23 protein-coding genes and 3 pseudogenes are annotated in these 26,667 nt (G+C 62.6%); 13 read left to right on the forward strand and 13 right to left on the reverse strand.

Translation table 11 applies throughout. The features are described from left to right. Positions 1–754 precede the first annotated feature (754 nt). A complete protein-coding gene (locus tag BEN47_RS12750; protein ID WP_158011002.1) occupies positions 755–1,669 on the forward strand; it encodes an outer membrane beta-barrel protein in 915 nt (304 codons plus the stop codon). A 162-nt stretch (positions 1,670–1,831) separates the two neighbouring features. On the opposite strand, the gene hutI is transcribed toward BEN47_RS12750, so the two are convergent. Together hutI and BEN47_RS22890 are read right to left on the reverse strand one after the other, a co-directional pair. After that, positions 1,832–3,094: an imidazolonepropionase gene (hutI, locus tag BEN47_RS12755; RefSeq protein ID WP_125921658.1), complete on the reverse strand. Its 1,263-nt coding sequence runs from the start codon at positions 3,092–3,094 to the stop codon at positions 1,832–1,834. Between the two features lie 168 nt (positions 3,095–3,262). Beyond that, positions 3,263–4,386: pseudogene (locus tag BEN47_RS22890) on the reverse strand (spore photoproduct lyase family protein). A 184-nt stretch (positions 4,387–4,570) separates the two neighbouring features. Between BEN47_RS22890 and BEN47_RS12765 the strand changes: the two are divergent. Then, entirely contained in the window at positions 4,571–5,104 is a 534-nt protein-coding gene (locus tag BEN47_RS12765; RefSeq protein WP_070728793.1) for a 2'-5' RNA ligase family protein, read from the forward strand. A 14-nt stretch (positions 5,105–5,118) separates the two neighbouring features. Here BEN47_RS12765 and BEN47_RS12770 read toward each other — a convergent pair whose 3' ends face one another. The 4 genes from BEN47_RS12770 to BEN47_RS12785 form a co-directional block, all read right to left on the reverse strand. Next, on the reverse strand, positions 5,119–5,571 hold the full coding sequence (locus BEN47_RS12770; protein WP_070728794.1) for a BLUF domain-containing protein: 453 nt from the start codon (positions 5,569–5,571) through the stop codon (positions 5,119–5,121). A gap of 144 nt (positions 5,572–5,715) precedes the next feature. Continuing rightward, positions 5,716–7,257 carry a glycosyltransferase family 39 protein gene (locus BEN47_RS12775; protein WP_070728795.1) on the reverse strand — a complete coding sequence of 514 codons (1,542 nt, stop codon included), beginning with the start codon at positions 7,255–7,257 and terminating at the stop codon, positions 5,716–5,718. A 38-nt stretch (positions 7,258–7,295) separates the two neighbouring features. Next, the gene (locus BEN47_RS12780) at positions 7,296–8,279 is read right to left on the reverse strand and encodes a dienelactone hydrolase family protein (protein ID WP_070728796.1); all 984 of its coding nucleotides are present in this window, start codon (positions 8,277–8,279) and stop codon (positions 7,296–7,298) included. 76 nt (positions 8,280–8,355) lie between these two features. Further along, positions 8,356–8,601, reverse strand: coding sequence for a hypothetical protein (locus BEN47_RS12785; protein ID WP_070728797.1), 246 nt, complete (start codon positions 8,599–8,601; stop codon positions 8,356–8,358). 124 nt (positions 8,602–8,725) lie between these two features. Between BEN47_RS12785 and BEN47_RS22895 the strand changes: the two are divergent. Both BEN47_RS22895 and BEN47_RS12790 read left to right on the forward strand, forming a co-directional pair. Next, positions 8,726–9,088: pseudogene (locus tag BEN47_RS22895) on the forward strand (YfcC family protein); the annotation flags it as partial. Between the two features lie 20 nt (positions 9,089–9,108). Then, on the forward strand, positions 9,109–10,077 hold the full coding sequence (locus tag BEN47_RS12790; RefSeq protein ID WP_369073818.1) for a YfcC family protein: 969 nt from the start codon (positions 9,109–9,111) through the stop codon (positions 10,075–10,077). 141 nt (positions 10,078–10,218) lie between these two features. On the opposite strand, the gene BEN47_RS12795 is transcribed toward BEN47_RS12790, so the two are convergent. Both BEN47_RS12795 and BEN47_RS12800 read right to left on the reverse strand, forming a co-directional pair. Then, the gene (locus BEN47_RS12795) at positions 10,219–10,626 is read right to left on the reverse strand and encodes a DUF6960 family protein (protein ID WP_070728798.1); all 408 of its coding nucleotides are present in this window, start codon (positions 10,624–10,626) and stop codon (positions 10,219–10,221) included. 254 nt (positions 10,627–10,880) lie between these two features. Next, complete coding sequence (locus BEN47_RS12800) at positions 10,881–11,558, reverse strand: hypothetical protein (protein ID WP_070728799.1); 678 nt, start codon at positions 11,556–11,558, stop codon at positions 10,881–10,883. 185 nt (positions 11,559–11,743) lie between these two features. Between BEN47_RS12800 and BEN47_RS12805 the strand changes: the two genes are divergently transcribed. Continuing rightward, positions 11,744–13,621, forward strand: a complete 1,878-nt coding sequence (locus BEN47_RS12805) for an alpha-amylase family glycosyl hydrolase (RefSeq protein ID WP_239691596.1) — start codon at positions 11,744–11,746, stop codon at positions 13,619–13,621. Between the two features lie 159 nt (positions 13,622–13,780). Next, on the forward strand, positions 13,781–14,002 hold the full coding sequence (locus tag BEN47_RS20370; protein WP_083322394.1) for a YitT family protein: 222 nt from the start codon (positions 13,781–13,783) through the stop codon (positions 14,000–14,002). Between the two features lie 20 nt (positions 14,003–14,022). Here BEN47_RS20370 and BEN47_RS22175 read toward each other — a convergent pair. Further along, a pseudogene (locus tag BEN47_RS22175) lies at positions 14,023–14,610 on the reverse strand (nitroreductase family protein). 180 nt (positions 14,611–14,790) lie between these two features. Here BEN47_RS22175 and BEN47_RS12815 point away from each other — a divergent pair. From BEN47_RS12815 to trpS, 6 genes are all read left to right on the forward strand, one after another. Continuing rightward, a complete protein-coding gene (locus tag BEN47_RS12815; RefSeq protein ID WP_070728801.1) occupies positions 14,791–16,629 on the forward strand; it encodes a glycosyltransferase in 1,839 nt (612 codons plus the stop codon). 79 nt (positions 16,630–16,708) lie between these two features. Next, a complete protein-coding gene (locus BEN47_RS12820) occupies positions 16,709–17,587 on the forward strand; it encodes a DUF4198 domain-containing protein (RefSeq protein ID WP_070728802.1) in 879 nt (292 codons plus the stop codon). 71 nt (positions 17,588–17,658) lie between these two features. Next, positions 17,659–18,033, forward strand: coding sequence for an STAS domain-containing protein (locus BEN47_RS12825; RefSeq protein WP_046246220.1), 375 nt, complete (start codon positions 17,659–17,661; stop codon positions 18,031–18,033). Between the two features lie 132 nt (positions 18,034–18,165). Continuing rightward, positions 18,166–19,077: a ribonuclease Z gene (locus BEN47_RS12830; RefSeq protein ID WP_070728803.1), complete on the forward strand. Its 912-nt coding sequence runs from the start codon at positions 18,166–18,168 to the stop codon at positions 19,075–19,077. Positions 19,078–19,230: 153 nt separating this feature from the next. Continuing rightward, positions 19,231–19,977: a queuosine precursor transporter gene (locus BEN47_RS12835; RefSeq protein WP_070728804.1), complete on the forward strand. Its 747-nt coding sequence runs from the start codon at positions 19,231–19,233 to the stop codon at positions 19,975–19,977. Positions 19,978–20,082: 105 nt separating this feature from the next. Continuing rightward, complete coding sequence (gene trpS / locus BEN47_RS12840; protein ID WP_070728805.1) at positions 20,083–21,057, forward strand: tryptophan--tRNA ligase; 975 nt, start codon at positions 20,083–20,085, stop codon at positions 21,055–21,057. A gap of 63 nt (positions 21,058–21,120) precedes the next feature. Here trpS and BEN47_RS21795 read toward each other — a convergent pair whose 3' ends face one another. From BEN47_RS21795 to BEN47_RS12860, 4 genes are read right to left on the reverse strand one after another with little or no spacing between them, the layout of a single operon-like run. After that, positions 21,121–23,337 carry a CaiB/BaiF CoA transferase family protein gene (locus BEN47_RS21795; RefSeq protein ID WP_204378322.1) on the reverse strand — a complete coding sequence of 739 codons (2,217 nt, stop codon included), beginning with the start codon at positions 23,335–23,337 and terminating at the stop codon, positions 21,121–21,123. Positions 23,338–23,384: 47 nt separating this feature from the next. Beyond that, entirely contained in the window at positions 23,385–24,059 is a 675-nt protein-coding gene (locus tag BEN47_RS12850) for an ATP-binding cassette domain-containing protein (RefSeq protein WP_070728806.1), read from the reverse strand. Then, positions 24,056–24,388 (reverse strand): hypothetical protein, encoded by a 333-nt coding sequence (locus BEN47_RS12855; RefSeq protein ID WP_070728807.1) that lies wholly within the window; start codon positions 24,386–24,388, stop codon positions 24,056–24,058. The genes BEN47_RS12850 and BEN47_RS12855 overlap by 4 nt, the downstream gene beginning before the upstream one ends. A gap of 47 nt (positions 24,389–24,435) precedes the next feature. Further along, a complete protein-coding gene (locus BEN47_RS12860) occupies positions 24,436–25,170 on the reverse strand; it encodes a class I SAM-dependent methyltransferase (protein ID WP_070728808.1) in 735 nt (244 codons plus the stop codon). 246 nt (positions 25,171–25,416) lie between these two features. Here BEN47_RS12860 and BEN47_RS12865 point away from each other — a divergent pair. After that, positions 25,417–26,667: DEAD/DEAH box helicase (locus BEN47_RS12865; RefSeq protein WP_083322398.1), on the forward strand; the 1,251-nt coding region annotated here is incomplete at its 3' end.

The following is a 26,667-nucleotide window of genomic DNA, read 5'->3' on the forward strand; positions in this document are numbered from 1 at the left end:
GCCGACTGAGCCCGCAGCACAATTTATTATCCGCGTAGTTAAACGCCGCCTCCGCTTCTCCATCCAACTGCCATGAAACCTCCCTTTAAGCTCGACGCGGCATTAGATGAAGTAACAGCGTCCGTAGTCGGCTCAATTAGCCAAATCCTACAAGCCAGGGCATTCCGGCCGACGATGCCGACGTGGTGAAGGGCCGCGCGGTGGTCCGGGCCAGTCGGCCGCCGGCACCGGGCAAGTGGCAACGACTGGCAAGCGAAGCGAAAACAGCGCCGCAGCTACGGCTTCAGTGCCCCAGCAGGCAGCGGCTGAATTGGTTAGTGCAGCTGGGTCCGAACCAAACAGCCCCGCAGCCCGGGCTTCGACTGGCACGGCTGCCGTGGCCCAAGCCACTGAATTTGCTGCAGCTGAAAACTCAGTTCCTGCTTTCCAAAAGAATAAAGACGTTGCATTTGTGAATCCCTCGGCCGCTACTGCCCGTAGTCGGCGCCTGTCCGCAGTTAGGCCAGGTGCTTTAGGGGCGGGCCGCTCTGGTGCAGCTTATGCCGCGCCGACTACTCCTTTTTCAGGTGCTCAGGCCAACATGCAGGCCGTTGGGGCAGCGGGTAGTAATGCTGAGAAGGTGGCCATACGCCAGGAAACTGCTCCAGAAGTGGGCAAATCTGCAAGGCCGCCTTTTGCTCCTGCCGAGGCGCTGGCGGCCGGTGATTCTTCTCCGGCTTTGCCCGCAGCTGCGTTGGCTGGGCTTCCCGCTGCAGTGGCAGATGGAAATGCATCGCAGTCGTTGGCAGGTAGCCCGCAAGCTGGCACAAATGAGCGCGCGCCAGCCTCCGCTGGCAGCACGCTGAGCACCGCCACGGTGGGCGACATGCTGCGGCGCGCTCCAGCCCTGTCGCTGGCGGGATTTCCGCTGCCCACCGCCCAGCTTAGTGCCGATACGATGCCCGCTGTACCGGTGGTGGTGGCCCGGCGCTGGGCAATGCAGCTGCTGGGCGGCCCGGCGCAAACCTTCCGAACGCTGGGCGGAGGCGCCAATTTGGAACCTGTGGCCACCCGGAACGTGCCCACCGCTGCAGCCAATTTTGTCAGTGGCAACATCATTGCCAACGCCCTGGCCAAGAAGGAACAAAGCAGCACCGGGTTTGGCCTGCAAGTGCAGGCAAGCCGCATGCTGAGCGGCCGGTGGGGCGTGAGCGCGGGCCTGGGCTACCAAGAGTACGCCACGCAAACCGACTACTCCGGGCCGATTACCTACACAATTTATTCCGCACCGAACGGCCCCAGGCTGGCCTCGCGGGAGTTCAACCTCAGCCAGCGCGACACCTACCGTTTTGCCACCGTGCCCCTGCGCGTGAGCTATGCCCTGGGGCAGGCCAGCAAGCGCCTCCGCTACGGCCTGCTGGCCGGGACCGACGCGGCCGTGTACCTGGGCGGCAGCACCACCCGCTCGGCCTCTTCTGCATCCAAGAGTAATAGTCCGTATCGCCCGCTCAGTCTGTCGGTTACGGCCGGGCTGGACCTGCACTACCGGGTGGGGCCGCGCCTCGAAATTCTGGTCCAGCCCAACGCCACCTATTTTCTCACCTCACTGCCAAAACCGGTATCCGGCCTCACGCCGCGCTACCTGTGGGGCGCCGGCGCCCTATTTGGGGTGTCGTACGAGTTGCGTTAATACTTTGTTGATTTTTTAGCTGTTAGCTCATTTGCAGGCAATTACACTAAATGTATTGCCTGTTTAAATTGCGCCAGCCACTTACCAAATTGCTGTACTGGCCTCGAAGCACCGCTTCGCGCTACTGTCCGGCATCATCCGTAGACTATTTCGGGAGCCTCTTCACACCAGCTCGCCGCCGATGAACACGTCCCGCACGGGATTTTCGCCCAGCCAATACGGGATTTCGGCTACGCTGCCCACGCTGAGCACCAGGATGTCGGCGCGCTTGCCGGGTTCGAGGCTGCCGCAGTCGTGCTGCTGCGCAATGGCCCAGGCGGCGTTGAGGGTGGCGGCGGCCACGGCTTCTTTGGGCGTAAAACCCATTTTCAGGCAGGCGATGGACTGGGCCAGCCACAGGTTTTTGCTCGGGCAGGAGCCGGGATTGAAATCCGTGCTCAGGGCCACCGGCAGGCCGGCCTCGATAAACTCGCGGCCGGCGGCGTACTTGTCCTGCCGCAGAAACAGGGGCACCAGCGGCAGCAGCACGGCCACGGTGCGGCCGCTGGTGTGGGCGGCAATGCGGGCGGCGGCGGCGGGCGTGAGGTAGTCGCAGTGGTCGATGCTGGTGGCGCCCAACTCGGCGGCCATCTCGCAGCCGCCCAGGTCGTGCAGCTGCTCGGCATGAATCTTCAAGCCGAAGCCCATTTTGTGGGCCTGCTCCAGGTAATAGCGCGAAATAGCAAGTGGAAAAGCCCCCTCCTCACAGAAAATATCCACGAAAGCGGCCTCCCCTTTCAGGTCCGACAGCACTTCGCGCAGCAGGAAATCGACGTAGGCCCGCGGGCCGGCGGCTTTGAACTCGGGCGGCACCACGTGGGCACCCAGAAAAGTGGGCACCACTCGCACCGGCTGCTGCCGTCCCGCCTCCCGGGCCACCCGCACCAGCCGCAATTCGGTGGCGTGGTCGAGGCCGTAGCCGCTTTTGGCTTCCAGCGTAGTCACGCCGTAGCGGCAGAAACCGGCCAGGTGGTGCAGGGCATTGGCCAGCAAGTCGGCTTCGGAGGCGGCGCGGGTGGCGCGCACGGTGCTGAGAATGCCCCCGCCGCCGGCCAGAATATCGAGGTAGGACTCGCCGCCCAGCTTGCGCTCAAACTCATCGGCGCGGTTGCCGCCGAATACCAGGTGGGTGTGGCACTCCACTAAGCCGGGCATCGCCACGCGGCCGGTAGCGTCTATAACCCTGGTTTCGGGGCCAATGTGCGCGGGGTTCAGCTCGCTCATGGGTCCCACGGCTATAATAGTGTCGCCCTCGCAGGCCACGTAGCCGTGCTCAATAATGGTCCAATTGCTTAGTTCCGGGCCTGCCAGTGGGCGGTCGGTGGGCCCGCCGGCCATGGTGAGGACCTGGGCAGCGTGTTGGATGACGAGGGAGTAGGGAGGCACGCCGCAAATGTAGAAGGCTTGCTGGCTTGCGGTGAGCCTTGGGATAAGGCACTTGGTGCGGTTATGTTCCGTGTCAGCTGCTGTGCTGACGAAGGATGCATCCTCTCACCGCTGAATGACCGGTTCTATCCTGACAGGACACTTCGCAAGCTCAGCATGACAGAGAGACTACGTCCAATACTGCACTGGGGCGTGGGGGAAGCGGCGCTGCCACTCCGCGTAGAACCAGGCCTTCATGGCCTTCATCTGCTCGGGCTGGTACACGTATTTCAGGCCGCCAAACTTATTGCGCTTTACAGCGCGGCCTTCCTCTTCCAGGTCGAGGCTGGTGTTGGGGTACCACTGCAGCAGCACGTCTTTGGAGCCGGGCGTGAAGCGGTGGGTGATGAACTCCACGGTCAGGTCGCAGTCAAAATCGAAGGCTGCTTGCAGGCGGTCGAGCAGGTCGGCGTAGTGGTGCTGCCAGTCGGGAATGGGCATAATGGGGGCCAGCACCACACCCACGGGGTAGCCGCCCCCGCCCTGGGCCACCGGCAAGGCCAGCCGACGCATGGCCTGAATGCGGGCTTCCACCGAGGCCGTGCCGCCCTCCAGGCGCCGCACCACGGACTCGGCATTCAGCGAGAAACGGGCGCGGGTGCGGCCGTGGTGCGGCAGGTGCAGGAGCGCGCCCACGTGGTCGTACTTACTCACGAAGCGCAGCTGGGCCCCTTCCCGGGTGCCGAAATGGCGCACGGCCTCGGCCAGGCTGCCGGTGAGGTGCTCAATGCCCAGCACATCGGTGTAGCAGCTGGCCTCGAAGCTGGTAACGCGGCCGGGCTGCTCGTAGGTGGCGGTGTTGGCCAGCAGCTGGGGCAAGTTGGCGAAGGCTTTCACCACGGGTGGGCCGCTGAGGCTGCGGCCAGGTAGCAGTACTGGCAGTGCGCGGGACAGCCTTCGGCCAGGTTGAGCTGCCAGTGGGCGGAGGGCGGCGTGGGCTGCAGGCGCAGGGCCCCGGCGGGGGCTTTCACAATGGCCAGGGTGTTTTTGGCGGTGCGGTAGGTGGCGCGCACGTCGTCGCCCTGGCGCAGGCCGGTGAGGCGGTTGCTTTTCAGCAGCTCCACTTCCAGGTTCTGGGCCGATACGCGGGCTAGGATTTGCTGGCCGAATTCCTCGTCCAGCGCATCGGGGGTGAACACTACGCGCTGCGGCAGCCAGAGCTTGGCCGAGTGGGTACGCGGGACCGATGCCGGGGCGGGCTGGTCGGTAAGCAGGGTATCGGAAATGGAAACGAGGGAGCCGGCAGTGAGCATACAATCAAATTGGTGACGGATACCTACCCAACATTTTCACTGGCAAATTAAGTCCTTCCGACAGGGTTTTATAGTCGAATTTACCTTAGCAATATTCATTCATTATCAGACAATTAACACAAATAATCTTAACTAAAACTTGTCATTTTGCGTACGCCCATGTGCTTCGCCTTCGCCCCGCTTCATGTCTGACTTTGCTGCTGCTCCGCTCGTCCTCACCCTGACCCTGGATGACGCCGCTCATACTTATTTTAACGCCCTCCGGCGCCAGCACTTCCCGCCCAAAATCAACTACCTGGCGGCCCACCTCACCCTGTTTCACCACTTGCCCGGCGCGGAGCTGGCCGCCGTGTGCCGGGAGCTGGAAGCCTGCTGCCAGGAGATGGAGCCGCTGCCGCTGCAGGTGTCGGGGCTGCGGTCATTGGGCCGGGGCGTGGCGTTCACGCTGCAGCACCCGGAGCTGCTGGCGCTGCACCGGCAGCTGCAGCAGCGGTTTGCGGCCCACCTCACGCCGCAGGACCAGCAGAAGCTGCAGCCCCACATCACCGTTCAAAACAAGGTAGACCCGGCCGTGGCCCGGCAGCTGCTCACCGATTTGCAGGCGGATTTCGCCCCGTTTTGCGCTGTGGGCACGGGGCTGCATTTGTGGGCCTACCGCGGCGGGCCGTGGGAGTCGGTGCGGCGGTTTCAGTTCGTTGACGACCCGGCCGTGCGGTAGTGGGCCGGGGGACGCTAGCCCTCCGGGCAGGGCCGGATGGGCGGGCTGTGCTCGGCCACGAATTCGTGCAGCAAATCCATAATCACTTCCTGAGAATCACAGGAATTGGGCAGCAGGGCCGAGCGGTGCTTGGGGTCGAGGTAACCAGCCAGCCGGGCGAGAGCCGCCGAAGTCAGGTCGCTGCTGCCCATGCTCAGGCTGGGAAACAGGCGTTTGGTTCCGGTTTCGTCCATTAGGGTCACCAGGTTGGCGTGGCGGGCGTCCTGACGGAGTCGGGTGTGCAGCTGCTCTACGGCCTGGTGCTCGCCTTCGAGAACGTGCAAATAATGCTGGCCGGCGCAGTAGAGGAAGCTGGTGATGGCCCGCGCGGCGTTGCGAACGCGCGACTGAACGATTAATTCCTGCATTTCCTCATCGGCCAGCGGCTGGGTGGCGGTGCTGCGGTATATTAATTGACGAATAAACATAACAATAAAACCTCTCTTATAATAATCCTACTACGCAGCACGAATAGCCCTCCATAAAACTACGGATAAAAAAGTATTAAGTATCTATTAAATACAATCATAGCAGTCTATATAGCAACATAGTCGGCTACTGATTTTGCAGGACTATTCCGTGGCGCGGGCGTTTCTCTGCCATTGGCGCAGGGCGTTGCGCCACTCCTGGCGCACGAGTTTTTTTATAAACCCGTCGGGCTGGAGGCCGATGGTGATGTGCGTGCCCCGCTCCCGGGCATACGGGTCCGTGACGGTGCCTGAGCAGCGGTAGGCGGCAAAATGCGGGGCCAGCTCATCGTCGGGCTCGTCGTCGACGAGGATGAGGGCGCGGCACTGGCTCAGGGGCGGAAACCAGAACAAGAAGCTCCCGTTGAGGCTGCTGGCCGGGGGCAAGGCGCGGTGCCGGTTGTAATAATTGATGGCGCTGGCCTGGCCGTAGTTGGCGCAATGAATGAGGGTGTGGGCGCGCACCGAATCGGGCAGGGTTTGATAGGCGGCCCAGGTTTTGTCGGCCAGTTCGCGCCAGCCCAGCATGTCGGCGTAGTCCTGGGGCAGGGCGTGGTTCTGGCCGTCTTCCCAGCGGTAGGCCCCCAGGTGCTCGTAGCGCGGGCGCAGGGCCGCCATGGCGGCCGGGCTGCGCAGCGGGCAGGCCAATGGCAGGTAGGCGAGGTGCAGGCCCAAGGGCACGGCCAGCAGCAGCGGCTGCGCCAGCGCCCGCCACCGGAAGCGCACCAGCCGCTCGGCCCACCACACGGCCCCAAACGCAAACAGCACCGGGTAGTAGCCCAGGGCGTAATAGTCTTTGCCGTGCAGCGCAGCCAGCAAGCCCACGCCCAGCACCACCACCAGCCCCACGGCCCGGTACGGCCGGAACGCCCGCGCCAGCAGCAGCGCCAGCAGCCCCGGTCCCCACACCAGCAGGGCCGGGAAGCACATCAGCAGCTGGGCCTTCCAAAAATCGGCGGCCTCCACGTGCACCAGCTGGGTTTGCTTGAGCAGCGCCATGTGGTGCAGAAAGGGGACGCCGTGGCTGATTTGCCACACCAGGTTGGGCAGCCACACCAGCAGCGCCACGCCCGCGGCGCCCCAGAAGTGCGGGTTGCGCAGCAGCCGGCGGGCGGGCGTGAGCAGCAGCGCCCCGCCCAGCGCCGTAATAAAAAACAGCGTGGTGTACTTGTTCAGCAAACCCAGCCCCAGCCCCAATCCTATCAGGTACAGGTAGCGGGCCCGCTCCTCCTGCAGGTAGCGCACCAGCCCGTACAGGCACGCCACAAAGCCAAACACCTCAAACGAATTGGGTTGAAACAGCAAATTCAGCCGCGCAAACGCCGTGCACAGGTAGCAAACGCCCGCCAGGGTTTGGGCAAACCAGCCGCCGCCCAGCCGCCCGGCCAGCCGCACCACCAGGTACATGGTGGCCGCGCCCCAAAGGAAGGGCCAGAACTTCACCCATCCTTCGGCCCCGCCCAACTGCAGGCTCACCCAGCCCTGCGCGGCAATGAGCGGCGGCACTTCCAGGTAGCCCCAGGCCAGGTGCTGGCCCTGATTGAGGTAGAGGTATTCGTCGCGCTGCAGCTCGTAGGCGGAGCTGATGAGGAAGTAGCCCGACACGAATTTGAGCAGGGCGAAGGCCAGCGGCAGGAATCGTTTCATGCGGACCAAGGTCGGCAAAATTCAATATAGCCGTTTCACTACTTGATTTTGGGCAGTAGCCCGGCCCAGCGCAGAAACTCGTCGCCTACGGCGTCCCAGTAAAAGTCGTCGTAATTGATTTGGCCGCCTTTGAAACCGAAGAAGTTGTGCTCGCGGCCGGTGTATTCGCGGAACGTAAAGTTGGTTTTGTGCAGGCGGATGCACTCCAGTCGCAGGAAGTCGTCGCCGGCCACGCCGTGGTCGCGGGTGCCATAGCCCACAAACACGGGCACCTGGGCACGCAGCAGCACCGGCAGCGGGGCCGCCCCGAAGCCGAACAGGCTGCGCGGGTCATCGCCCACGCAGTCGGCGAGGGCGGGGTGAGTAACTGCGGTTTGCCAGCGCCGGAAGGTGGCAACGGCCGCCACCGAGTCTTCCCTCTGCCGGCTCTCGTCCAGCATCGACATGAGCTGGCCCAGCGGGTTGCCGCTCAAGTACACGGCATGACTTACCAAGCCCGGCACGGCGGCCAAGTGGGCCACTATCGTGCTGCCCTGCGAGTGGCCCGCCGCCACTACGTGCGATTTATCTACCCACGGCTGCTTTTTGAAGTAGCGCAGCAGGGCCACGTCGCGCTGCACAAAATAGTCCAAGTAGTTGCGGGCGCAGTAATACGGCGGCGGGGCAGTTCGGCCAAACATCTGATTGGCGTCGCGGCCCTCCACATCGGCCATAAGCGGAATACCAGGCTTGCTCACGATGACCAAGTGGCAGTTTTTGAGTACGGCTTTGGGGTGAAAAGGAAACACCGGAAAGGCGCCTTGGCGGTCGTACAGCACCAGGGGCGTCGGCAATGAGCCCTGCACCCAGAAAAGCAGCGGCTTCTTCTGTTTCTCCTCGCCGGGCTGCGAAAGCACCAGCACGTTGACGCTATCGCGCCCGTACATCACCACCATATGCCGGTAGCCCAACTCCTCGGGAGTGCGTGGGCGAGACACGGTTTGGGCCACGGCCGGCCCCGCCAGTGCAACCAGCAGGAACATCAATCTTAAAATCCTCATCAAGCAGTTCGACTAGCAACGCACCCCCAAACGGTGTAGCCGGGGCGGCGCAAGGACCTCACAGGTTGCCGGGCAGTTGCACCAGCCGGAGGTAGTCGCCCAGGCCGGCCGGCTTTTGAAACACGTGGATGAAGAGAATATCCGCCTCGCCGCGGCTCCGCCAGGTTTCCGCGTAGAAGCCCTCCACGGCGTACAACGTCAGGTCGAAGCTGTCTTCCTGGCGTGCGGCCAGCCAGTGGCCGTGCCGGGCCAGATGCTCGGCCTGCCGGCGCTGGTGCAGGGCTTTGAAGTCGGTGATGGTCATGGGAGAACCGGAGGGCTTGGAAACAACGGGTGGTGCGGCCGGGCCGCGAACAGGCCACCTCCCCGGCCCGGCAAGTTAACCCCCGCACCCGTTGCGCTAAGTTCCCGTAGCCCTTCTTTGTGCCATGAACAGCTTCCGATTTCCGCACCCATTGGTCCTACTGGTGGGTTTTATCATGTTGGCCGCCGCGCTGAGCTACGTGCTGCCGGCCGGCCAGTTTGCCCGCCAAAAGAACGAAGCCACCGGCCGTGAGGTAGTGGTACCGGGCTCCTACCAGCGCGTGCCCGCCACGCCCGTGGGCCCGCTCGACATGCTCGTGGACATCCCCAAAGGCATGGCCGACGCCGCGGGTGTCATCTTCCTCATCTTCCTGGCCGGGGGCGCGTTCACGGTGCTCGACCAGACCGGCGCCCTGCGCCACGGCGTGGACTGGCTGCTGGCCCGCGCCCACGGCCGCGAGGTGCTGGTGATTCCGGTGGTGAGCCTGCTCTTTGCCACCATGGCGCCCTGGAGAACATGGGGGAAGAAATTGTGCCTTTGGTGCCAGTGCTGCTCGTGCTCATGCGCCGGCTGGGCTACCCCGTCATCACGGCGGTGGCGGCCAGTATCGGGGCGGCCATTGTGGGCGCGGCTTTCAGCCCCATCAACCCCTTTCAGGTGGGCATTGCCCAGAAGCTGGCGCAGCTGCCGCTGCTATCGGGCGGGGGCTATCGCATGGCGCTGCTCGTGCCGGCCGTGGCCCTCTGGATTGCGGGCACCATGCGCCACGCCATTCGCCACCGCGTGGTCCCCAGCGCCCTGGCCGAGGACGCTGGCCAGGCCGTGGACGCCCCGGCAGGCCAGCGCCACGGCCTGGTGCTGCTGCTCCTGCTGGTGATGTTCTCCTTTTTTGGCTACGGCGTGGTGGCCCTGGGCTGGGATTTTGACCAGATGGGCGCGCTGTTTTTCGCGTTGGGCGTGGGGGCGGGCCTACTGGGCGGCTTGGGGCTGTCGGGCACGGCCGAGGGCTTTGTGACGGGCTTCCGCGACATTGCTTTTTCGGCGCTGCTCATTGGCTTTGCCCGCGCCATTTTCGTGGTACTGGAGCAGGGTCACATCGTGGACACCATTGTGCAGGGCATGTCGGCGCCGCTGGCCAATCTGCCGGTCACGTTCTCAGCCCTGGGCATGATGGTGGTGCAGACCGCCCTGCACCTGCCGATACCTAGTGTGAGCGGGCAGGCCACGCTCACCATGCCGCTCTTTGCGCCACTGGCCGATTTGATTGGCATGTCGCGCCAGGTGGTGGTACTGGCTTTTCAGTACGCCGCCGGCCTGTGCGAGCTCATCACCCCCACCAACGGCGCCCTGCTGGCCATGCTCGCCATTTGCGGCGTCCGCTTCGACCAGTGGCTGAAGTTTGTGTGGCCGCTCTACGCGCTGCTGCTGGCCCTGGGCGTGGCCGGTGTGGTAGGCGCCATCTGGCTGGGCATTTGAGGCGGCGTGAAAGTTGAGTGCCAACCAAACGTCATGCTGAGCTTGCCGAAGCATCTCTACCGCGCAAGTAATTTAATTATTATTGCAGTAGAGATGCTTCGGCAAGCTCAGCATGACGTGCAATTTATCAGTTGGATATAGTTAGTCGGCCCGCAGCTCGGCGGCTTTGAACACCCGCGGCAGCTTGCGCTTGCGCTCCACAATCTGGAAGGTAGCAGTGTCGGTGCTTTCGTCCCAGAACACGTCCGAGACCAGCCCGAAGTGGCGGTACTCGCCGGGGGCGGGCGTTACCTCCTCCACCGAGTCGCCGAAGCTAAACGCGGGCTTGTGGTAGATTTCCTTGAATAGCTCCGGCTTCACCAGAAACTGCTGCTCGTCGTAGCGAATCGTGACCCAATCGCCTTCCTCGTCTTCGCTGATTTTCTCAAACAGCTTGCCCACCGGTTCCAGCAGCTCAAACGAGCGGCGGTTGGCGGGGTGGATGTACCGGAAGCCATAATCGGGCGACCAGCCGTAGAGACCAAAAATTACAGGTTTGGGACGACGCATTCTTTATCGGGTAACGGGTAGCAGTGAGCACTGAACATCTTCGGGGCGCAAATTGCTCACGCCAGCGCCGAATTTTATTGCCAAAAATGCCAAGAGCCTGTTAACCGCTAACGCTCATCCATTAAAGCTTTTTAGAACGTCATGCTGAGCTTGCCGAAGCATCTCTACCGCGCAACTAATCAATTTTAGTATTGCACGCGAGATGCTTCGGCAAGCTCAGCATGACGTTCTGGTAGTGCTAGCAACCTTCTCCGCTAGCCGTTCATTGATTTGCGCAGGTGGGCCAGCAGGCGGTCGCGGTGGGCTTGGCCATCGGGCAGGCCGTCGAATGCGATTCGGTGCTCCTGGCCGTTGGTGCGGCGCACGAGCACGCTGGTGGCACCGGCCGCTTCCACGGTGGCAATGTCGGCCCAGCGCAGGTTGTGCGCCTGGCCGGCCTGGCCCATGCGCACGGCAAAGCCCTCGGCGTGTAGGTGCACAACCTGCCGCGTGGCCAGCTGCCGCATGCGGAAAGCCAGCACCACGTACACGCCGGCCACGGCGGCGTACAGCCACGGCAACACGGGCAACTGGGGCGGCGCGCCGGCCAGCTCGGCTTCGTGGTAGCGGTGCCAGAGGTGGTAGCTCTCAATGGCCAGAATGGCCGCTGCGGCCAGTTCCAGCCACGCCACCGTGCTCTGGTGAAACGGGTTGAGGCGCAGCTGCCAGATTTTGCGCAGCATCAGCACCAGATACGCCGCGCCCACCAGCAGCTCCACGGCCCGGAGCACGGTAAGCGGCTCGTTGCCCGCCAGCACCGGCGCCACCCCACCCACCAGCACCAGCGCCGGCCCCAGGTAGCCCAGCGTTTTGGCAAACTGTCGCCGGGTGTGGCGCCGGCGAACCAGGGCCGTGGGCTCCTCGGTATTGGAAGGGGGAATGGCAGCATTCATGCCCGAAAGTCGACAAAAAAAAGGCGAAACCGTAGTGCCCAGTTCCGGGACCTGTTTCTGAGTGGGTTGGGGCGAAATTATCCGCGCTTTTGTCCATCGGGCCCACGGTTTCGTATTGTGGGGCTACCTGCTGCTCGCCAACAACCGCATTTGCGCTTGTGCGTGCCGCTGGCTCATCCTTTCGAATGCCTCCCGCTTCCACTCCTGCTCCCAAGGCACGCGCCAAGGCCGTGCCTGCCCCTTCCGCCGCCACTACACCCGCTTCCCCGTCTGCCGCGCGGCCCGGCATGGGCGCGGTGCCCCACGCCACGGGCACCACGTTCCGGGTGTGGGCGCCTCACGCCGATGCTGTCAGTATCATCGGCACTTTCAATGAGTGGAATGCCACCCAGCACCCGCTGCAACACGAAGCCGACGGGTACTGGGCCCTGGATGTGCCCGGCGTGCAGCCGGGCGCCGAGTACAAGTACCACATCACCAACGGCGAACAGGAATTTGACCGCAACGACCCCTACGCCCGGCAGGTGACCAACTCGGCCGGCTCTTCCGTGGTGCACAACCCGCACTTTGACTGGGGCGACGACCATTTTCAAATGCCCGCCTGGAACGAGCTGGTGATATACGAGCTGCACGTGGGCACTTTCAACGCGCCCGATGCCGACGCGGTGGGCACCTTTCTAAGCGTGGCCGAGAAGCTGCCTTACCTGCGCGACCTCGGCATCAACTGCATTGAACTGCTGCCGGCCACCGAATTTCCGGGCAGCCGCTCCTGGGGCTACAACCCCGCCTGCCCGTTTGCCCTGGAAAGCGACTACGGCGGGCCCGTGGCCTTCAAGAAAATGGTGAAGCAGGCCCACCAGCACGGCATTGCGGTGGTGCTGGATGTGGTGTACAACCACTTCGGCCCCGGCGACCTTGACCTCTGGCAGTTCGACGGCTGGCAGGAGAACGACGGCGGCGGCATTTACTTCTACAACGACTGGCGGGCCGAAACGCCCTGGGGCGACAACCGCCCCGATTTCAGCCGCCCCGAGGTGCGCCAGTACATTCGCGACAACGCCCTGATGTGGTTGCAGGACTACCGCGTAGACGGCCTGCGGGCCGATGCTATTGCCTTCATCCGCAACGTGCACGGCGAGGAGCACCCCGACCACGACCTGCCCGAAGGTTGGGGCCTGATGCGCTGGATAAACGAGGAAATCGACCAGACCATGCCCTGGAAAATCACCATCGCCGAAGACATGCGCGGCAACCCCGGCATCACCGCCAGCGTGGCCAACGGCGGCCAGGGCTTCGACTCGCAGTGGGACAGCTCGTTTGTGTACCCCGTGGTGGAGGCCCTCACGGCCTACCACGATGCCGACCGCAACATGCAGGCAGTGGCGGACGCCATCTCGGAGTCGTACAACGACGACGCGTTCCGGCGCGTTATCTACACCGAAAGCCACGATGAAGTAGCCAACGGCAAAAGCCGCGTGGCCGAGGAAATCATGCCCGACGACGCCGACGGTTACTTTTCGAAGAAACGCACCGTGCTTGGGGCGGCGCTCGTGCTCACGGCGCCGGGCATCCCGATGCTGTTTCAGGGCCAGGAGTTCCTGGCCCTCGGCGAGTTCAACGACGCCGAGCCGCTGGTGTGGGCCGACGTGGAAACGCGGGCCGGCCTGGTGCACCTCTACCGCGACCTCATTGGCCTGCGCCGCAATTTCCACGGCCACACGCGGGGCCTGGGCGGGCAGCACACCCACGTCTTCCACGTCAACGACGACACCAAACTGGTGGCCTTCGCCCGCTGGGCCGATGCCGACGGCGGCCCCGGCAACACCACCGTGGTGCTGGCCAACTTCGCCAACCAAGCCCACGAGGCCTACCGCATTGGCCTGCCCGGCCCCGGCCACTGGCGGGTGCGCTTCAACAGCGACTGGCGCGGCTACGACGGCGATTTTGGGGATTTCGACAGCTTTGGCATGGATGCTACAGCGGGCGACTGCGACGGCTACGCCTGGCACGGCAGCATTGGACTGGCCCCGTATGCGGTGCTGATTTTATCGCAGGACGGCTAGAGGCTGGCTTTCCACTTCTCCGCTGCTGTTTATTGCTTGAAAGGAGCTTGTTCGGGTGATTATTTCCCGAGCAAGCTCCTATTTTTTTAAGTGTAACCTGCACCAACCCCGTTTCCGCTTGTATCCAGTTGCTTCCGCGATTAACCGTCCCAATTCCGAATTCAAAAACGCGCTTTTTATTGTGGTGTCGTTTTTTCGGCAACGTTCGGCCTCAAGTCCTTTTTGCTGTCGAATAACTTCATCGATGGCGGCGTAACTGGGGTTTCCATGCTGCTGGCCTCGGCGTTTAAGCTGCCGCTCTCGGTGCTGCTGCTGGTCATCAACCTGCCCTTAGTGGCCCTGGTTCGCGTGGCTGCAGGCTACGCCGGCGCTACATCGTAGCGCTCGTCTTCCAGCGTGGGCTATTTGCCCTCAAACATGAATTCTGCCAACGGCTTGCGCACGCGGGGAGCTACTTCTTTGGCGTGCAGGTCGTCGGGCAGGGTGGCGGGGTCGCCGGGGTAGCCCAGCGCAAACACGGCCACCGGGTCGTAGCCGACCGTCATATCGAAGGCGGCGCGCACTTTCTCGGGCGAGAAACCGCTTATCTGGCGCACTTGCAGGCCCAGCTCGGTGGCTTGAATAGCCAGCGTGGCGGTGGCCTGGCCCACGTCGTGCCGGGCCCAGGCGTTGGCGTTTTCGTCATGCGAGAAAGTGAGCATGGCAATACTTACGGCTAGTACGGGCGCGCTTTTGGCCCACACCTAGTTGAATTCGCCTATGCTCTCCAGGATTTTATTGTAAGCCTCTGGGCTGATGGCCCGGCTGCCCACGAGGTAGCGCCAGGGTTGCTCGCTGTAGCAGGACGCCGCCGACGAGGCCGCCGCAAACACCTGGTGGAGCACATCGGCCAGCACCGGCTGCGGGGTGTAGGCGCGGGGGCTGCGGCGCTGCATTAGCAGGGGCAGAATGGGGTGTTCGAGGTGAAGCAGGTTGGTGGAATCAGCCATTGAGGGCAGGGAAACAGTAAGTTGAGCGGCCGATAATGGCGGTTTTGCAGCGAAGTTCTGCGTTCATCGTACGACTAATGTGGATTCCACTACTATAAAACCGGTTTTTAGGTGGCATCCCAACGCCAATCCGCTTACCTTTCGCCGCGTTCATCCTTTGCCACTTTCGCTCCCGTTCACATGCAAACCCCGCCCGCTGCCCCCGATGCCCTCTTTCCCGACGCTTTTCTGGTTGAAGTAGCGTGGGAAGTCTGCAACCAGGTGGGCGGCATCTACACGGTTATTCGCAGCAAGGTACCGGCCACCGTGCCCGCCTGGGGCGACCGTTACTGCCTGCTGGGGCCGTACTTCGCCAACCAGGCCCAGGGCGAATTCGAGGCCATGGAAGAGCTGGAGCTGCACACCGCCTCCGACCCGTATGCCGCCGCCGTGCGCACCATGCGCACCCAGGGCTACGACGTGCAGTTGGGCACCTGGCTGGTCACGGGCCGGCCCCGCACGGTGCTCATCAACCCGTTTCAGGCCTACGACCAGTTGGGCGAGCTAAAGTCGAACCTGCGGCAGCGCCACGGCATTCCCGCCCCTGACACCGACGACCTGCTGCACCAGGTAATTGCCTTTGGGCACCTGAGCACCATTTTCTTCCAGCACTTGGCGGCGCAGATGCCGCCCGCCAAGCGCCTGGTGGGCCACTTCCACGAGTGGATGACCGGCGTGAGCATTCCGGAGCTACGCCGGCTACAAGTGCCCGTGCACCTGCTCTTTACTACCCACGCCACGCTACTGGGCCGCTACCTGGCCATGAACGACCCCAACTTCTACGACCATCTGATGTGGGTGAATTGGGAAGCCGAGGCCAAAAAATTCAACATCGAGCCCGCCGTGCGCATGGAGCGCGCCGCTGCCCACGGCAGCCACGTGTTCACGACGGTGAGCGAGCTCACGGTGCGCGAGTGCATCTATTTATTGGATAGGATTCCGGACGCGGTGCTGCCCAACGGCCTCAACATTGAGCGGTTTGTGGCCCTGCACGAGTTCCAGAACCTGCACCAGCAGTACAAGGCCAAGATTCACGAATTCGTGATGGCCCACTTTTTCCAGTCGTATTCTTTTGACCTGGACAAGACGCTGTACCTCTTCACCTCGGGCCGCTACGAGTACCACAACAAAGGCTTCGACCTGACCCTGGAGGCCCTGGCCCGCCTTAACCACCGCCTGCAGCAGAGCGGGCTGGAAGGCAACGTGGTGATGTTTTTCATCACCAAGCGCCCCTTCACCAGCATCAACCCGCAGGTGCTGGAGCGCCGGGCCATGCTCGATGAGGTGCAGGAAACCTGCCGCGCTATTGAGCAGCAGGTGGGCGAGCGGCTGTTCTACGCCGCCGCCGCCAGCCAGGACCACAAGCTGCCCGAGCTGGGCGCGATGGTGGACGACTACTGGAAGCTGCGCTACCGCCGCACCCTGCAAAGCTGGAAAACCAACGCCCTGCCGCCGGTCATCACCCACAACCTGGTGAACGACCAAGACGATGACATCCTGGCCTTTATGCGCCGGGCTAACTTGCTGAACCACCAGCACGACCGGGTGAAAATGGTGTACCATCCCGATTTTGTGTCGCCCTCGTCCCCGCTGCTGGGCATGGAGTACGGCCAGTTTGTGCGCGGCTGCCACATGGGCGTGTTCCCCTCCTACTACGAGCCCTGGGGCTACACCCCGCTCGAATGCGTGGCCCGCGGCGTACCCGCCATCACGTCCGACCTGTCTGGGTTTGGCGACTACGTGCTCCAAACCATTCCCGACCCCGAGTCGAAAGGCATTTTTGTGGTGCACCGCCAGGAAAAATCCTTCGACGAATCGGCCGAGGAGCTCACCAACATGCTCTGGGACTTCGTGCTGCTCAACCGCCGCGAACGGATTATGCAGCGCAACGCTGTGGAAAGCTCCGCTGAGCTCTTCGACTGGAAAAACCTGCGCGTGCACTACGACCGGGCCTATGCCCTGGCGATGGAGCGGCAGTAGCACTGCCTTGTGCCGTTTCTACGCGAAACTGCAATAACTTACGCTGCCGCTCACTGCACTAACTGCTTACTGTTCGCTCATGAATAAGAAATACCCGGCCCTTGTGGCCTTACTAGGGCTCGCAGGGCTAACGGCTACGGCCCACGAATGCTGGCTGGAATCCCCGCGCTTCCGCCTGCAGCCGGGCCAGACCATGCACATCCATACCTTCGTGGGAGAAAATTTTAAGGGGGAGCCCTGGACCACCAAGGCCGGCAAAATCCAGCGCCTCGTGCGCTTCGGCCCCACCGCCGGCGACACCACTGACCTGACGCCACCACCCGGCTTTGCCCCCACCGACACCTTTCGTACGGCCCTGACTTTCGCGCGGCCCGGCACCCACGTCGTGCTGCTGCAAAGCACCAACTCATTCATCGAGATGCCCGGCGACAAGTTCACCGCCTACCTGCGCGAAGAAGGCCTGGACTACGCCCTGAAAGTGCGGCAGGAAAACGACGAAACGGCCAAACCCGGCCGCGAGACGTACCGCCGCTGCGCCAAAACCCTGGTGCAGGTGGGCACCGCGGCCAGCACGCCAGCGGCGGCCGACACCGCCTGGCGGCAAGTATATGGACTGCCGCTGGAGCTGGTACCCGAGCAAAACCCCTACCGCCTGCTGGCCGACAAGTCCCTGACTGTGCGCGTGTTGCGCGGGGGTAAACCCGCTTCCGGAGCAGCAGTACAGATATGGCAGCGCCAGCCCAACGGCTTGCCAACGACTCATTTTACCACGCGCGCCAACCAAAACGGCCGTATCCTGTTACGTCTATCCGGACCAGGCCCCTACCTGCTGGCGGCCGTCGACATGACGGTGGCGCCGGCCAAGCTGCGCGAACGGGCCGACTGGCAATCAACATGGGCATCGCTGACTTTTGCCGGACCTCCGGCGGCAGCGTCTAAGTTCTCCACGAAACGTTAGCCGGCTTAACCCCAGATTTTGGGTTTTTTCTTTACCTTCGCCGTTCTCTTACCCCTCTTTGCCTACGCTGTATGAAGTACACGATTGATAAAAAAGAAAGCTACACGATAATTACCATAGAGGAAAAGAAGCTCGACACCACTGTTGCGCCCGACCTCAAATCGGAATTTGTGAAGCTGAACGCCGAAGGCATTAACAACCTCATTCTCGACCTGACGAACGTTAAATACACGGATTCGTCGGGCCTTAGCTCCATTCTTATTGCCAACCGCCTGTGCAATTCCACGGGTGGCCTGCTGGTACTCACCGGCTTGCAGGACCATGTTCTCAAACTCATCACCATCAGCAAGCTGGAGTCGGTGCTGCACATTCTGCCCACGGTGGAAGAAGGCATTGACCGGGTATTCCTGCACGCCATCGAGCGCGACCTGACGGATAAGGAGTAGATTTTTTTAGTTGTCAGTTGTTGGTTGTCAGTTGTCAGTTTGTTGAAGCTGGCAACTGGCAACAACTTTTGTTTCTGCACCAACCGGCCCAGGCCTGACAACCGACCACTGCCAACTGACAACTATTTCGCTTTGACTTTTGAGCTGAAGATTCTGGGCTCGGCCTCGGCCACACCCGTGAGTTCCCGCCACCCCACGGCGCAGGTGCTCACGGTGGGCGCTGCCACTTATCTGATTGACTGCGGCGAGGGCACCCAGTGGCAGATGCTGGAGTACCGCGTGCGGCCGCACCACCTGCGGGCCATTTTCATCTCGCACCTGCACGGCGACCATTACTTTGGCCTGTTTGGCCTGCTGGGCACCATGCACCTGCAGGGCCGCACCCAGCCGCTCCAAATCATTGGCCCACCCGGCCTTGATGAGGTACTTACCACCCAGGCCCGGGTTTCGAATATGCAGCTGGGCTTCGAGATGGAGTTTACGCTGGTGAACACCGAAATTCACGCCGTGGTGTACGAGGACGCCCAAATCACGGTGTCGTCGTTGCCCATGCGGCACCGCGTGCCCTGCGCCGGCTACTTCTTTGAAGAAAAACCGCGCCGTGCCAACCTGCTGAAAGACAAGCTCCCCAGCGGCCTGCGCCCCGAGCAACTGGCCCGCCTGGCACAGGGCGAAGACTTGGAAGCCGATGAGCACCAGCCCGGCCTGCGCCACGCCGACGTGGCTGGCCCCGCCCCCGCCCCGCGCCGCTACGCTTTCTTCTCCGACACGCTTTACACGCCGGCCCTCGCCGCACTCATTCGCGGGGCCGACCTGCTCTACCACGAAGCCACTTTCCTGGAAGAGATGAAGGAGCGCGCCGCCCAAACCCACCACAGCACCGCCCGCCAGGCCGCGCAGCTAGCCGCCGAGGCCGGCGTGCAGCGCCTGCTGCTGGGCCACTTCTCCAGCCGCCACAAGGCCTTGGAGCCGTTGCTGCACGAGGCCCAAACGGTGTTTCCCACCGCCGAGCTGGCCCTCGAAGGGCTGGTGGTAACCCTGTAGGGACGCGCCTCGGCAAAACGCGCCTCGATAGGCTCGATGCCCTCGCAGGAACGCGCCAAGGCGAACGCACCCAAACGCCGAACGCGCCAAGGCGCGTTCCTACAGAATTACCCTCATTTTTATCAATGACCGAACGCGGCGCGTTCTCCAGGCATGACTCCTTACGCCCACAAAAAGCAGCAGCTTTACCTTGTTCTGAGCGGCATTTTCCTGGTTAATTCGCTTTTGGCTGAAATTATTGGCGTCAAGATTTTCTCGGCGGACCGGCTGATGGGCTTGCCCGGCAACCTGACCGCAGGCGTGCTCATCTGGCCGGTGGTGTTTGTGACCACCGACATCATCAACGAGTATTTTGGCAAGGCGGGCGTGCTGCGCATCAGCTACCTGACGGTGGTGCTCCTCCTCTTCGCCTTTGGGGTTATCTACCTCACCACCAAGCTGCCTCCGGCCGATTTTTGGCTGGATGTGAACAAGGCCGACGACCAGGGTCGGCCGTTTAACATTGACTACGCTTACCAGAGCATTTTCCGGCAGGGGCTGGGCATCATTACCGGTTCCATTGTGGCGTTTGGCGTGGGACAGGTGCTCGATGCCACCATTTTTGCAACCATTCGCAAGGCCACGGGCGGGCGCTATATCTGGCTGCGGGCCACGGGCTCCACGCTGGTTTCGCAGCTGGTCGACTCTTTCGTGGTGCTCTACGTGGCCTTTTATGTTTTTGGTAACTGGACGATGGACCAGGTGGTTAGCGTGGCCAACACCAACTACTGGTACAAGTTTGCGGCGGCGGTGCTGCTCACCCCGGTGCTTTACCTGGCGCATTACCTCATTGACAAGTATTTGGGAAAGGAGGAGACTAGCGAGTTGCAGCAGGAAGCGGCGGCGGATATAAGCGTCTAAATTTGCAGCGGCGGCGTTTGGCTTCTTCAGCTTTTCAGTCCCTTGTCTTCTTCTTGTTCATAAAAAAGCTAACGGCTAACCGCTATTAGCTAGCAGCTTCACACTATGTCCCGCATTCTTACCGGCATCCAAAGCACCGGCCGCCCGCACCTAGGCAACCTGCTCGGCGCCATTCTTCCGGCCATCGAGCTGTCGAAAAATCCGGCCAACGACTCGCTGTATTTCATCGCCGACATGCACTCGCTCACCACCGTGCGCGAGCCCGAAGTGCTGCGGGCCAATACCTACGCCGTGGCTGCTGCCTGGCTGGCCTGCGGTTTCGACACCGAGAAAAACCTGTTTTACCGGCAGTCCGACGTGCCGCAGGTAACGGAGCTGACGTGGTACCTGAGCTGCTTCACGCCCTACCCGATGCTGGCCAACGCCCACTCGTTCAAGGACAAATCCGACAAGTTATCCGATGTAAACGCTGGCCTATTTACGTACCCGGTGCTTATGGCAGCCGATATTCTGTTGTACGACGCCGAAATTGTGCCGGTGGGCAAAGACCAGATTCAGCACCTGGAAATAGCCCGCGACATTGCCGCCACCTTCAACGCCCGCTACGGCGACACGCTGGTGCTGCCCCAGGCCCGCGTCGATGCGGAACTCATGACCATTCCCGGCCTCGACGGGCAAAAGATGAGCAAGAGCTATGGCAACACCATCGACGTGTTTGCCTCCGAAAAGGAGCTGCTGAAAACCATCAAGAGCATTGTATCGGACAGCACCCCGCTGGAGGCGCCTAAAAACCCCGAGACCGACACCACCTTCAAGCTGTATTCGCTGCTGGCCACGGCCGCCGAAACGGCCACCATGCGCGCCAACTACGAGGCCGGCGGCTACGGCTACGGCCACGCCAAGAAGGAGCTGTACGAGTTGATTCTGCGCCGTTTCGCCACCGAGCGCGAGCGGTTTGATTTCTACATGAGCAACCTGCCCGAACTGGATGCGGCGCTGGCCATCGGGGCCCAGCGGGCGCAGGAGTATGGAGCCGGCGTGCTGGCCAAAGTGCGCCAGAAAGTGGGTTATGGGCGGTAATGTTTAGTGGTTAGTGATAGCGCTTTCTCCTTCGTTAACCATTAACCACTAACCATTTATCATTCAGATAGGCTGCTCGGCCGAAAAGCTGAAGCCGACTTTGCTGCCGCGGCTTACCTGCTGGTTTTCCAGTTTCTGCTTCACCGATATTTTCTGAATTTCGGGCAATGGCGGGGCGATAAGGTCGTTGTTCACGGCCGCAATCATGGCGCTTTCCACGAAGAGCTTCATCGTTTCTGGGGTGATGTTGTTGTCGCTCATGTCGTTTTCGGGCAGCTCCAGCTGCTGCACGCCTTCGAGGTAGTAATGGCTGTTGATGTTGACGAGCAGGCGGCCCACGAGGTAGCCGGGGTCGTTGAGGCGCTGGTATTTAATACTGTCGGCCATGAAGTTGTAGGCCATGATGTGGCCGAAGAAGCGGCGGCGGAAATCGGCTTCCACGTATTTGCTGGTCATGGGACCGTAGTCGTCGGGGAAAGTGACGATGTTGGAGTGCATGACGAAAATCAGCAAATCGCCCGAAAACCGAATGTGAAACTCCATGTCGTTAATGGACCGGTACTCAATCAACACGGTTGAATCGAGGGGCGTGAGCCGGCGGGTGAGTTCCAGCACCAACTCCTGCGACACCAGCCGCAGGCAATCGAAGGCCGCTTGGGTGTTGCGGTAAATGGCTTGCTTGGCGGTTGATTTCTGCTTGAGGCCGTCAAAAATCTGGTTGAGCCGGTCGGTGGGCGCCTCCACTGGCGAGCCCGCGGCGGCCGTAGGCTGGTTGTTGGTAGCTGTGGCCCCGGAGTGAGTGGCTTCCGGTACCGCAGCCGGTTTTTTGGGAGTGGCAACCGCCGTTTTGCGGGGCTTGGCTGGGCGAGCCGGCTTTTTCCGGGGGGGCACGGCGGGTGGCAGCTCCTTGGGCAGCGCCGGCGAATCGGGGGTGTAAAGCGCGGGAACGGCGGTTTTTTTGGTGGTTGACTTAGCCATGGGAGAAGTTAAATAATGCCCGTAAATCAGCGGGGCAGGAAAGGCAGAGTCGCCCGTGCAAGCCCAGGCCTGCCACAACAGCGGCGCAATCAGCTTACGGGTGGTACGTAGGAAAGCACGGCGGTAGTTACGCTTTCCGCAGCCGGCGGAGCCAAAAACCCAGGCAGTCCGGCCGAGCCCAGCAGTGGCGGGGCGCTCAGGTGGCGTACAGCAGCCCAGTCGCTGCTGCCAAAAGCCACCGTGCGCAGCCCGGCGCCAAGCCCGCCCGCCCCCGGCAGCAGCATGGCCCGCGCGGAAGGCTGCTTCAGGGCCTCTCCCACCGTGCGCACAGCCCCCGGCGGGCACGGTGCGGCGCTCCAGCTCGGCCAGGAGCTCGTCGCCGTTCACGGCGGCAATGCGGGCGGTGAGCAGTGCTTCCAGCGCAGCGCGGTGCATGACCCGGGCGGCGTTGGTGCTAAAGCGGGCGTCGGCGGCCCACTCGGGCTGTTCCAGGGCAGCGCAGAGGTGCCGAAACTGGCCATCGGAACCCACGGCCAGCACCAGCTGGCGGCCGTTGGCCGCACGGTACACGGTGCCGTAGGGCACGATGCTGGGGTGGCCTGAGCCCAGCGGCTGCGGGTCGTGACCGGTGACGAGAAAGCTGGACGCCTGATTGGCCAGCGCCGCCAGGGCACTGTCCAGCAAGCTCACCTGAACCAGGGTGCCGCGTCCCGTTTTTTCCCGCTGCAGCAGGGCTACGAGCAGCCCTTCTTTCAGTTGATGGGCAGCCAGCAGGTCCACCATGGCCACGGGCATTTTCTGGGGTGGCTGGTTCGGGCCGGACGCGTTGAGGTGCATAAAGCCCGCTTCGGCCTGCAGAACGGCATCGTAGCCGGGCCGGGCATTGGCGGGGCCGTAGCCGGTGAGGTGGCCATAAATCAGGCGGGGGTTCCGGGCGGCTAAGGTGGCGTAGTCGGCCTGGAGCTTTTCGGCGTCGCCGGGCTTGTAGCTGGCCAGAACAATGTCGGCGGTGCCGGCCAACTCGTGCAGCGCGGCCCGGCCAGCCGCAGTGGTCAGGTCGAGGACCACGGACTGCTTGCCCCAGTTGGAGGCCGCAAAGTAGGCCGACACGGAAGCAGCCGCGCCGGCCGGGGCGGTGGTTTCGGTCGTGGTTTTCCAGGTACGGGTCACGTCCCCGGCCAGGCTTTCAATCTTCAGAACTTCCGCGCCCAGCTCGGCAAAAAACTGGCCCACCTGAGGGCCCGCCAGTACGGAAGCCAGTTCTAAAACGCGAAGGCCGGCAAAGGGAAGTTGTTGATTCATGGGCTTGCAAAATACACCAGCGGAAGGCCTCTTTAACGCCCTTCGCGCTAGTGGGCCAGATAGCCGTAGTCCCGCAGTGCCTCCTTCACGTTGCCCTCTAGCTTCAGCAAACGGCCGTGGTGCAGCAAATAAACCACGTCGCAGAGCGGCAGCACCTCGGCGTGGCGGTGGTCGGTAAGCAGCAGGCCCTTGCGCTGCTTGAGTCGCTGCATCTCGTCGGCCAGGGTTTCCACGTGCACCGGCATCACGCCGGAAAAGGGTTCGTCAAACAGTGAGAAAGCCGTATCGGCGTGCAGCAGCAGCAGGGTTTGCAGCAGCCGCGCCGAACCACCGGATAATTCGCCGATGCGGCAATCGAACTGGGTCCGAAGTTCCGGAAAACGGGCGGTGGCTGCGCCTAAATCGACCCCCAGCAGGCGGGCGGCCTGGCGCAGCGTCAGCGAAGGCGGCAACAGCGGCTCCTGGGGCAGGTAATTGAGTAGTCCCGGCTGGCGGAAAGCGGGCACTACCCGGCGGCCGTTCACCCGCACCGACGCATCGGCCACGGTCCGGGTCCCAAAAATGGTTTGCAGCAACACCGATTTGCCGCTGCCGTTGCGGCCCAGCAAGCCCACAATTTGGCCGGTTTGCACCCGCAGGTAAATACTGGCCAACACCTGCCGTCCCGCAAACGCTACCTGAATGCCGTCGGCTTCCAGTACCTGCGGGCCCGCCGGGCTCACGCCACGCCGGCCCGCATGGCCAGTACGCCCCCCAGAAACAACAGGCCATCCAGCGCCACCACGCCGCTCCACAAGCGGCGGCGCGACACGCCCAGGTTAAAATAGAACCAATACTGGCCGGGCCGCAACTGTTCCGACAAGTACCACACCACTGGCGCCGTGGCCAGCTTGGTGAGCAGCAGCCCCGGCAGCAGGCCCTCGCCCCAGCCCTCATGCAGAGCCGGCAATAGCACCGCCGCCAGTATCAGGCCCGAAATGCCCAGCATAAACGGCGCGATGCTGCGGTAAAATAGCAGCACGGCCCGCAACCAAGTAAAGACAAACACCATGTAAGTAGCTAAATGAGCCCTGATAACGCTGTTTTGCTAAAATTATTCTACCCGGCCGCGCGCGCAAAGACCGGAAATAACACCGCCCGCTCGCCCGTGCTCCACAGCTCGGTTAGGGGCCCGGCAATGAGCGCCACGGCATCGGCGCCGTGCTGCTCCTGGTACCTGGCCACGCTCGACCACGTGCGCAGGTACTGCAGGAACCAGTGCGCCGACCACTCCCGGCGCACGGCAAACCGCTCCCGCTGCACCGCCGCAAAGGGAAACGGAATACGCGCGTACTCGTCGGCGATGTGCCCGCGGTTGGCATCCCAGTACGGCCCCATGGTGTCATCGTGAAACTGCCGGACAATCCAGTCGATTTCCGGTCTTACCTGCGGCAGGCTATAGCCCCACTCGGCAATAACGCCCCCCGGCCGGGCCACACGGCGCACCTCCCGGTGATAGGCCTCGTGCGCAAACCAATGTACGGCCTGGGCCACGGTGATGAGGTCGAAGTGCTGGCTGGGAAAGGGCGTGTGCTCGGCAGTGGCGGTTTGGTAGTGGAGGTTGGGGCGCGGGGCGGCTTGCGCCAGCTGCTTCTCGCTGAGGTCGGTGGCGTCTACTCGCACGAAGGTTTCGGCCAATACCGCGGCTACTTGGCCGTTGCCGGTGGCGCAGTCCCAGGCCCGCTCCCGGGCCCGTACCTGGGGCAGCAGCCAGTGGTAGAGCGCCGGCGGGTAGTCGATGCGGTAGCGGGCGTAATCTGCGGCCTGGGTAGAAAAACGGTCGAGAGCGGGCATGGGCTGGGAATTAGCAGGTGGGCCAAAGAACGCCATGCAGGGCGTAGCGAAGCATCTTGTCAGCGCAACGCCATCCAACTACCAGGCTTGATTACTGGCAGCGGTAAAGATGCTTCGCTACGCCCTGCATGACGTTCTTCACCCATACGACCCCAACCCTTGCCCGTCGTATCTTTACCCCAAATCAAGCGGTTTGCTGGCCAAAGCATCAAGGTCAGCCTTTTACCATTCTCAATAAGCTGAACCTTGACGTTTCACGAATTTAAGCTCCATGACGACCTGCTGGCCGGCATTGATGCCATGAACTACCAGCAGGCCACGCCCGTGCAGGAGCAGGCCATTCCCAAAATCCTCGACGGCAAAGACCTCATTGCCTGCGCCCAGACCGGCACCGGCAAAACCGCCGCCTACCTGCTGCCGCTGCTCGACAAGATTTCGCACGACAAGCACGGCCACACCACCACCCTCATTCTGGTGCCCACCCGCGAGCTGGCCACCCAGATTGACGAGCAGGTGATGGGCTTCGGCTACTACGTGGAGGCCAGCAGCATTGCCATCTACGGCGGCGGTAAATCCGAGAACTGGGAGCAGCAGAAACGTGCCCTCACGTCCGGCGCCGACATCATCATTGCCACGCCCGGTCGCCTCATCGCGCACCTGCAAATGGGCTACGTGAAGTTTGACCAAATCAAGTACCTGGTGCTGGACGAGGCCGATAAGATGATGGACATGGGCTTCAGCGATGACATCTTCAACATCGTGCGCCAGCTGCCCACCAACCGGCAGACGCTGCTGTTTTCGGCCACTATGCCGACGAAAATCCGCGACTTCTCGCAGCAGATTCTCAAGAATCCCGAGGAAATCCGCCTCGCCGTTTCCAAGCCCGCCGCCGGCATCGACCAGCAGATGTACATGGCCTTCGACCGCCAGAAAATTTACATCCTCGAGCACATCATCAAGACCCAGGAAGTGCAAAGCATGGTGCTCTTCACCAGCCAGAAAGCGGCCGTAGCCGGCATCGTGAAAGCCGTGAACAAGCTCGGCATCGAAGCCCGCGGCATCAGCTCCGACCGCACCCAGGAAGAGCGCGAGGAAATCATGCGGGCCTTCAAAAACAAGCAGTTTCCGATTCTGGTGGCCACCGACGTGCTCAGCCGCGGCATCGACATCGACAGCCTGAGCCACGTGGTGAACTACGACATTCCCCGCGCCGCCGAGGACTATGTGCACCGCATCGGCCGCACGGCCCGCGCCGCCACCAAAGGCACGGCCATCACCTTCATTTCCGACCAGGACCAGGACCGGGTGGTGAAGATTGAGAAGCTCATCGAGCGCGACCTCGAAAAGCGCAATATCACCGAAGAACTGGGCCTGGGCCCGGCCCCGGAATTCGACCCCAAGCGCTTTGCCGGCCTGGGTGGTAAAATCGGCGGCCGCCCCGAGCGCGGTGGTCGCAGCGGCGGCAGTGGTGGCGGAAGCCGCGACCGCGGCCCCCGC

Origin of the sequence: Hymenobacter lapidarius (assembly GCF_001816145.1) — a bacterium.
Taxonomy (GTDB): Bacteria; Bacteroidota; Bacteroidia; order Cytophagales; family Hymenobacteraceae; genus Hymenobacter; species Hymenobacter lapidarius.

Coding starts and splice junctions, on each gene's coding strand:
- BEN47_RS12765 (WP_070728793.1), top strand. CDS start 4,571: ATGTCTGACTTTGCTGCTGCTCCGCTCGTCCTCACCCTGACCCTGGAT.
- BEN47_RS12770 (WP_070728794.1), bottom strand. CDS start 5,571: ATGTTTATTCGTCAATTAATATACCGCAGCACCGCCACCCAGCCGCTG.
- BEN47_RS12775 (WP_070728795.1), bottom strand. CDS start 7,257: ATGAAACGATTCCTGCCGCTGGCCTTCGCCCTGCTCAAATTCGTGTCG.
- BEN47_RS12780 (WP_070728796.1), bottom strand. CDS start 8,279: ATGTTCCTGCTGGTTGCACTGGCGGGGCCGGCCGTGGCCCAAACCGTG.
- BEN47_RS12785 (WP_070728797.1), bottom strand. CDS start 8,601: ATGACCATCACCGACTTCAAAGCCCTGCACCAGCGCCGGCAGGCCGAG.
- BEN47_RS12795 (WP_070728798.1), bottom strand. CDS start 10,626: ATGCGTCGTCCCAAACCTGTAATTTTTGGTCTCTACGGCTGGTCGCCC.
- BEN47_RS12800 (WP_070728799.1), bottom strand. CDS start 11,558: ATGAATGCTGCCATTCCCCCTTCCAATACCGAGGAGCCCACGGCCCTG.
- BEN47_RS12805 (WP_239691596.1), top strand. CDS start 11,744: ATGCCTCCCGCTTCCACTCCTGCTCCCAAGGCACGCGCCAAGGCCGTG.
- BEN47_RS12815 (WP_070728801.1), top strand. CDS start 14,791: ATGCAAACCCCGCCCGCTGCCCCCGATGCCCTCTTTCCCGACGCTTTT.
- BEN47_RS12820 (WP_070728802.1), top strand. CDS start 16,709: ATGAATAAGAAATACCCGGCCCTTGTGGCCTTACTAGGGCTCGCAGGG.
- BEN47_RS12825 (WP_046246220.1), top strand. CDS start 17,659: ATGAAGTACACGATTGATAAAAAAGAAAGCTACACGATAATTACCATA.
- BEN47_RS12835 (WP_070728804.1), top strand. CDS start 19,231: ATGACTCCTTACGCCCACAAAAAGCAGCAGCTTTACCTTGTTCTGAGC.
- trpS (WP_070728805.1), top strand. CDS start 20,083: ATGTCCCGCATTCTTACCGGCATCCAAAGCACCGGCCGCCCGCACCTA.
- BEN47_RS21795 (WP_204378322.1), bottom strand. CDS start 23,337: ATGAATCAACAACTTCCCTTTGCCGGCCTTCGCGTTTTAGAACTGGCT.
- BEN47_RS12855 (WP_070728807.1), bottom strand. CDS start 24,388: ATGGTGTTTGTCTTTACTTGGTTGCGGGCCGTGCTGCTATTTTACCGC.
- BEN47_RS12860 (WP_070728808.1), bottom strand. CDS start 25,170: ATGCCCGCTCTCGACCGTTTTTCTACCCAGGCCGCAGATTACGCCCGC.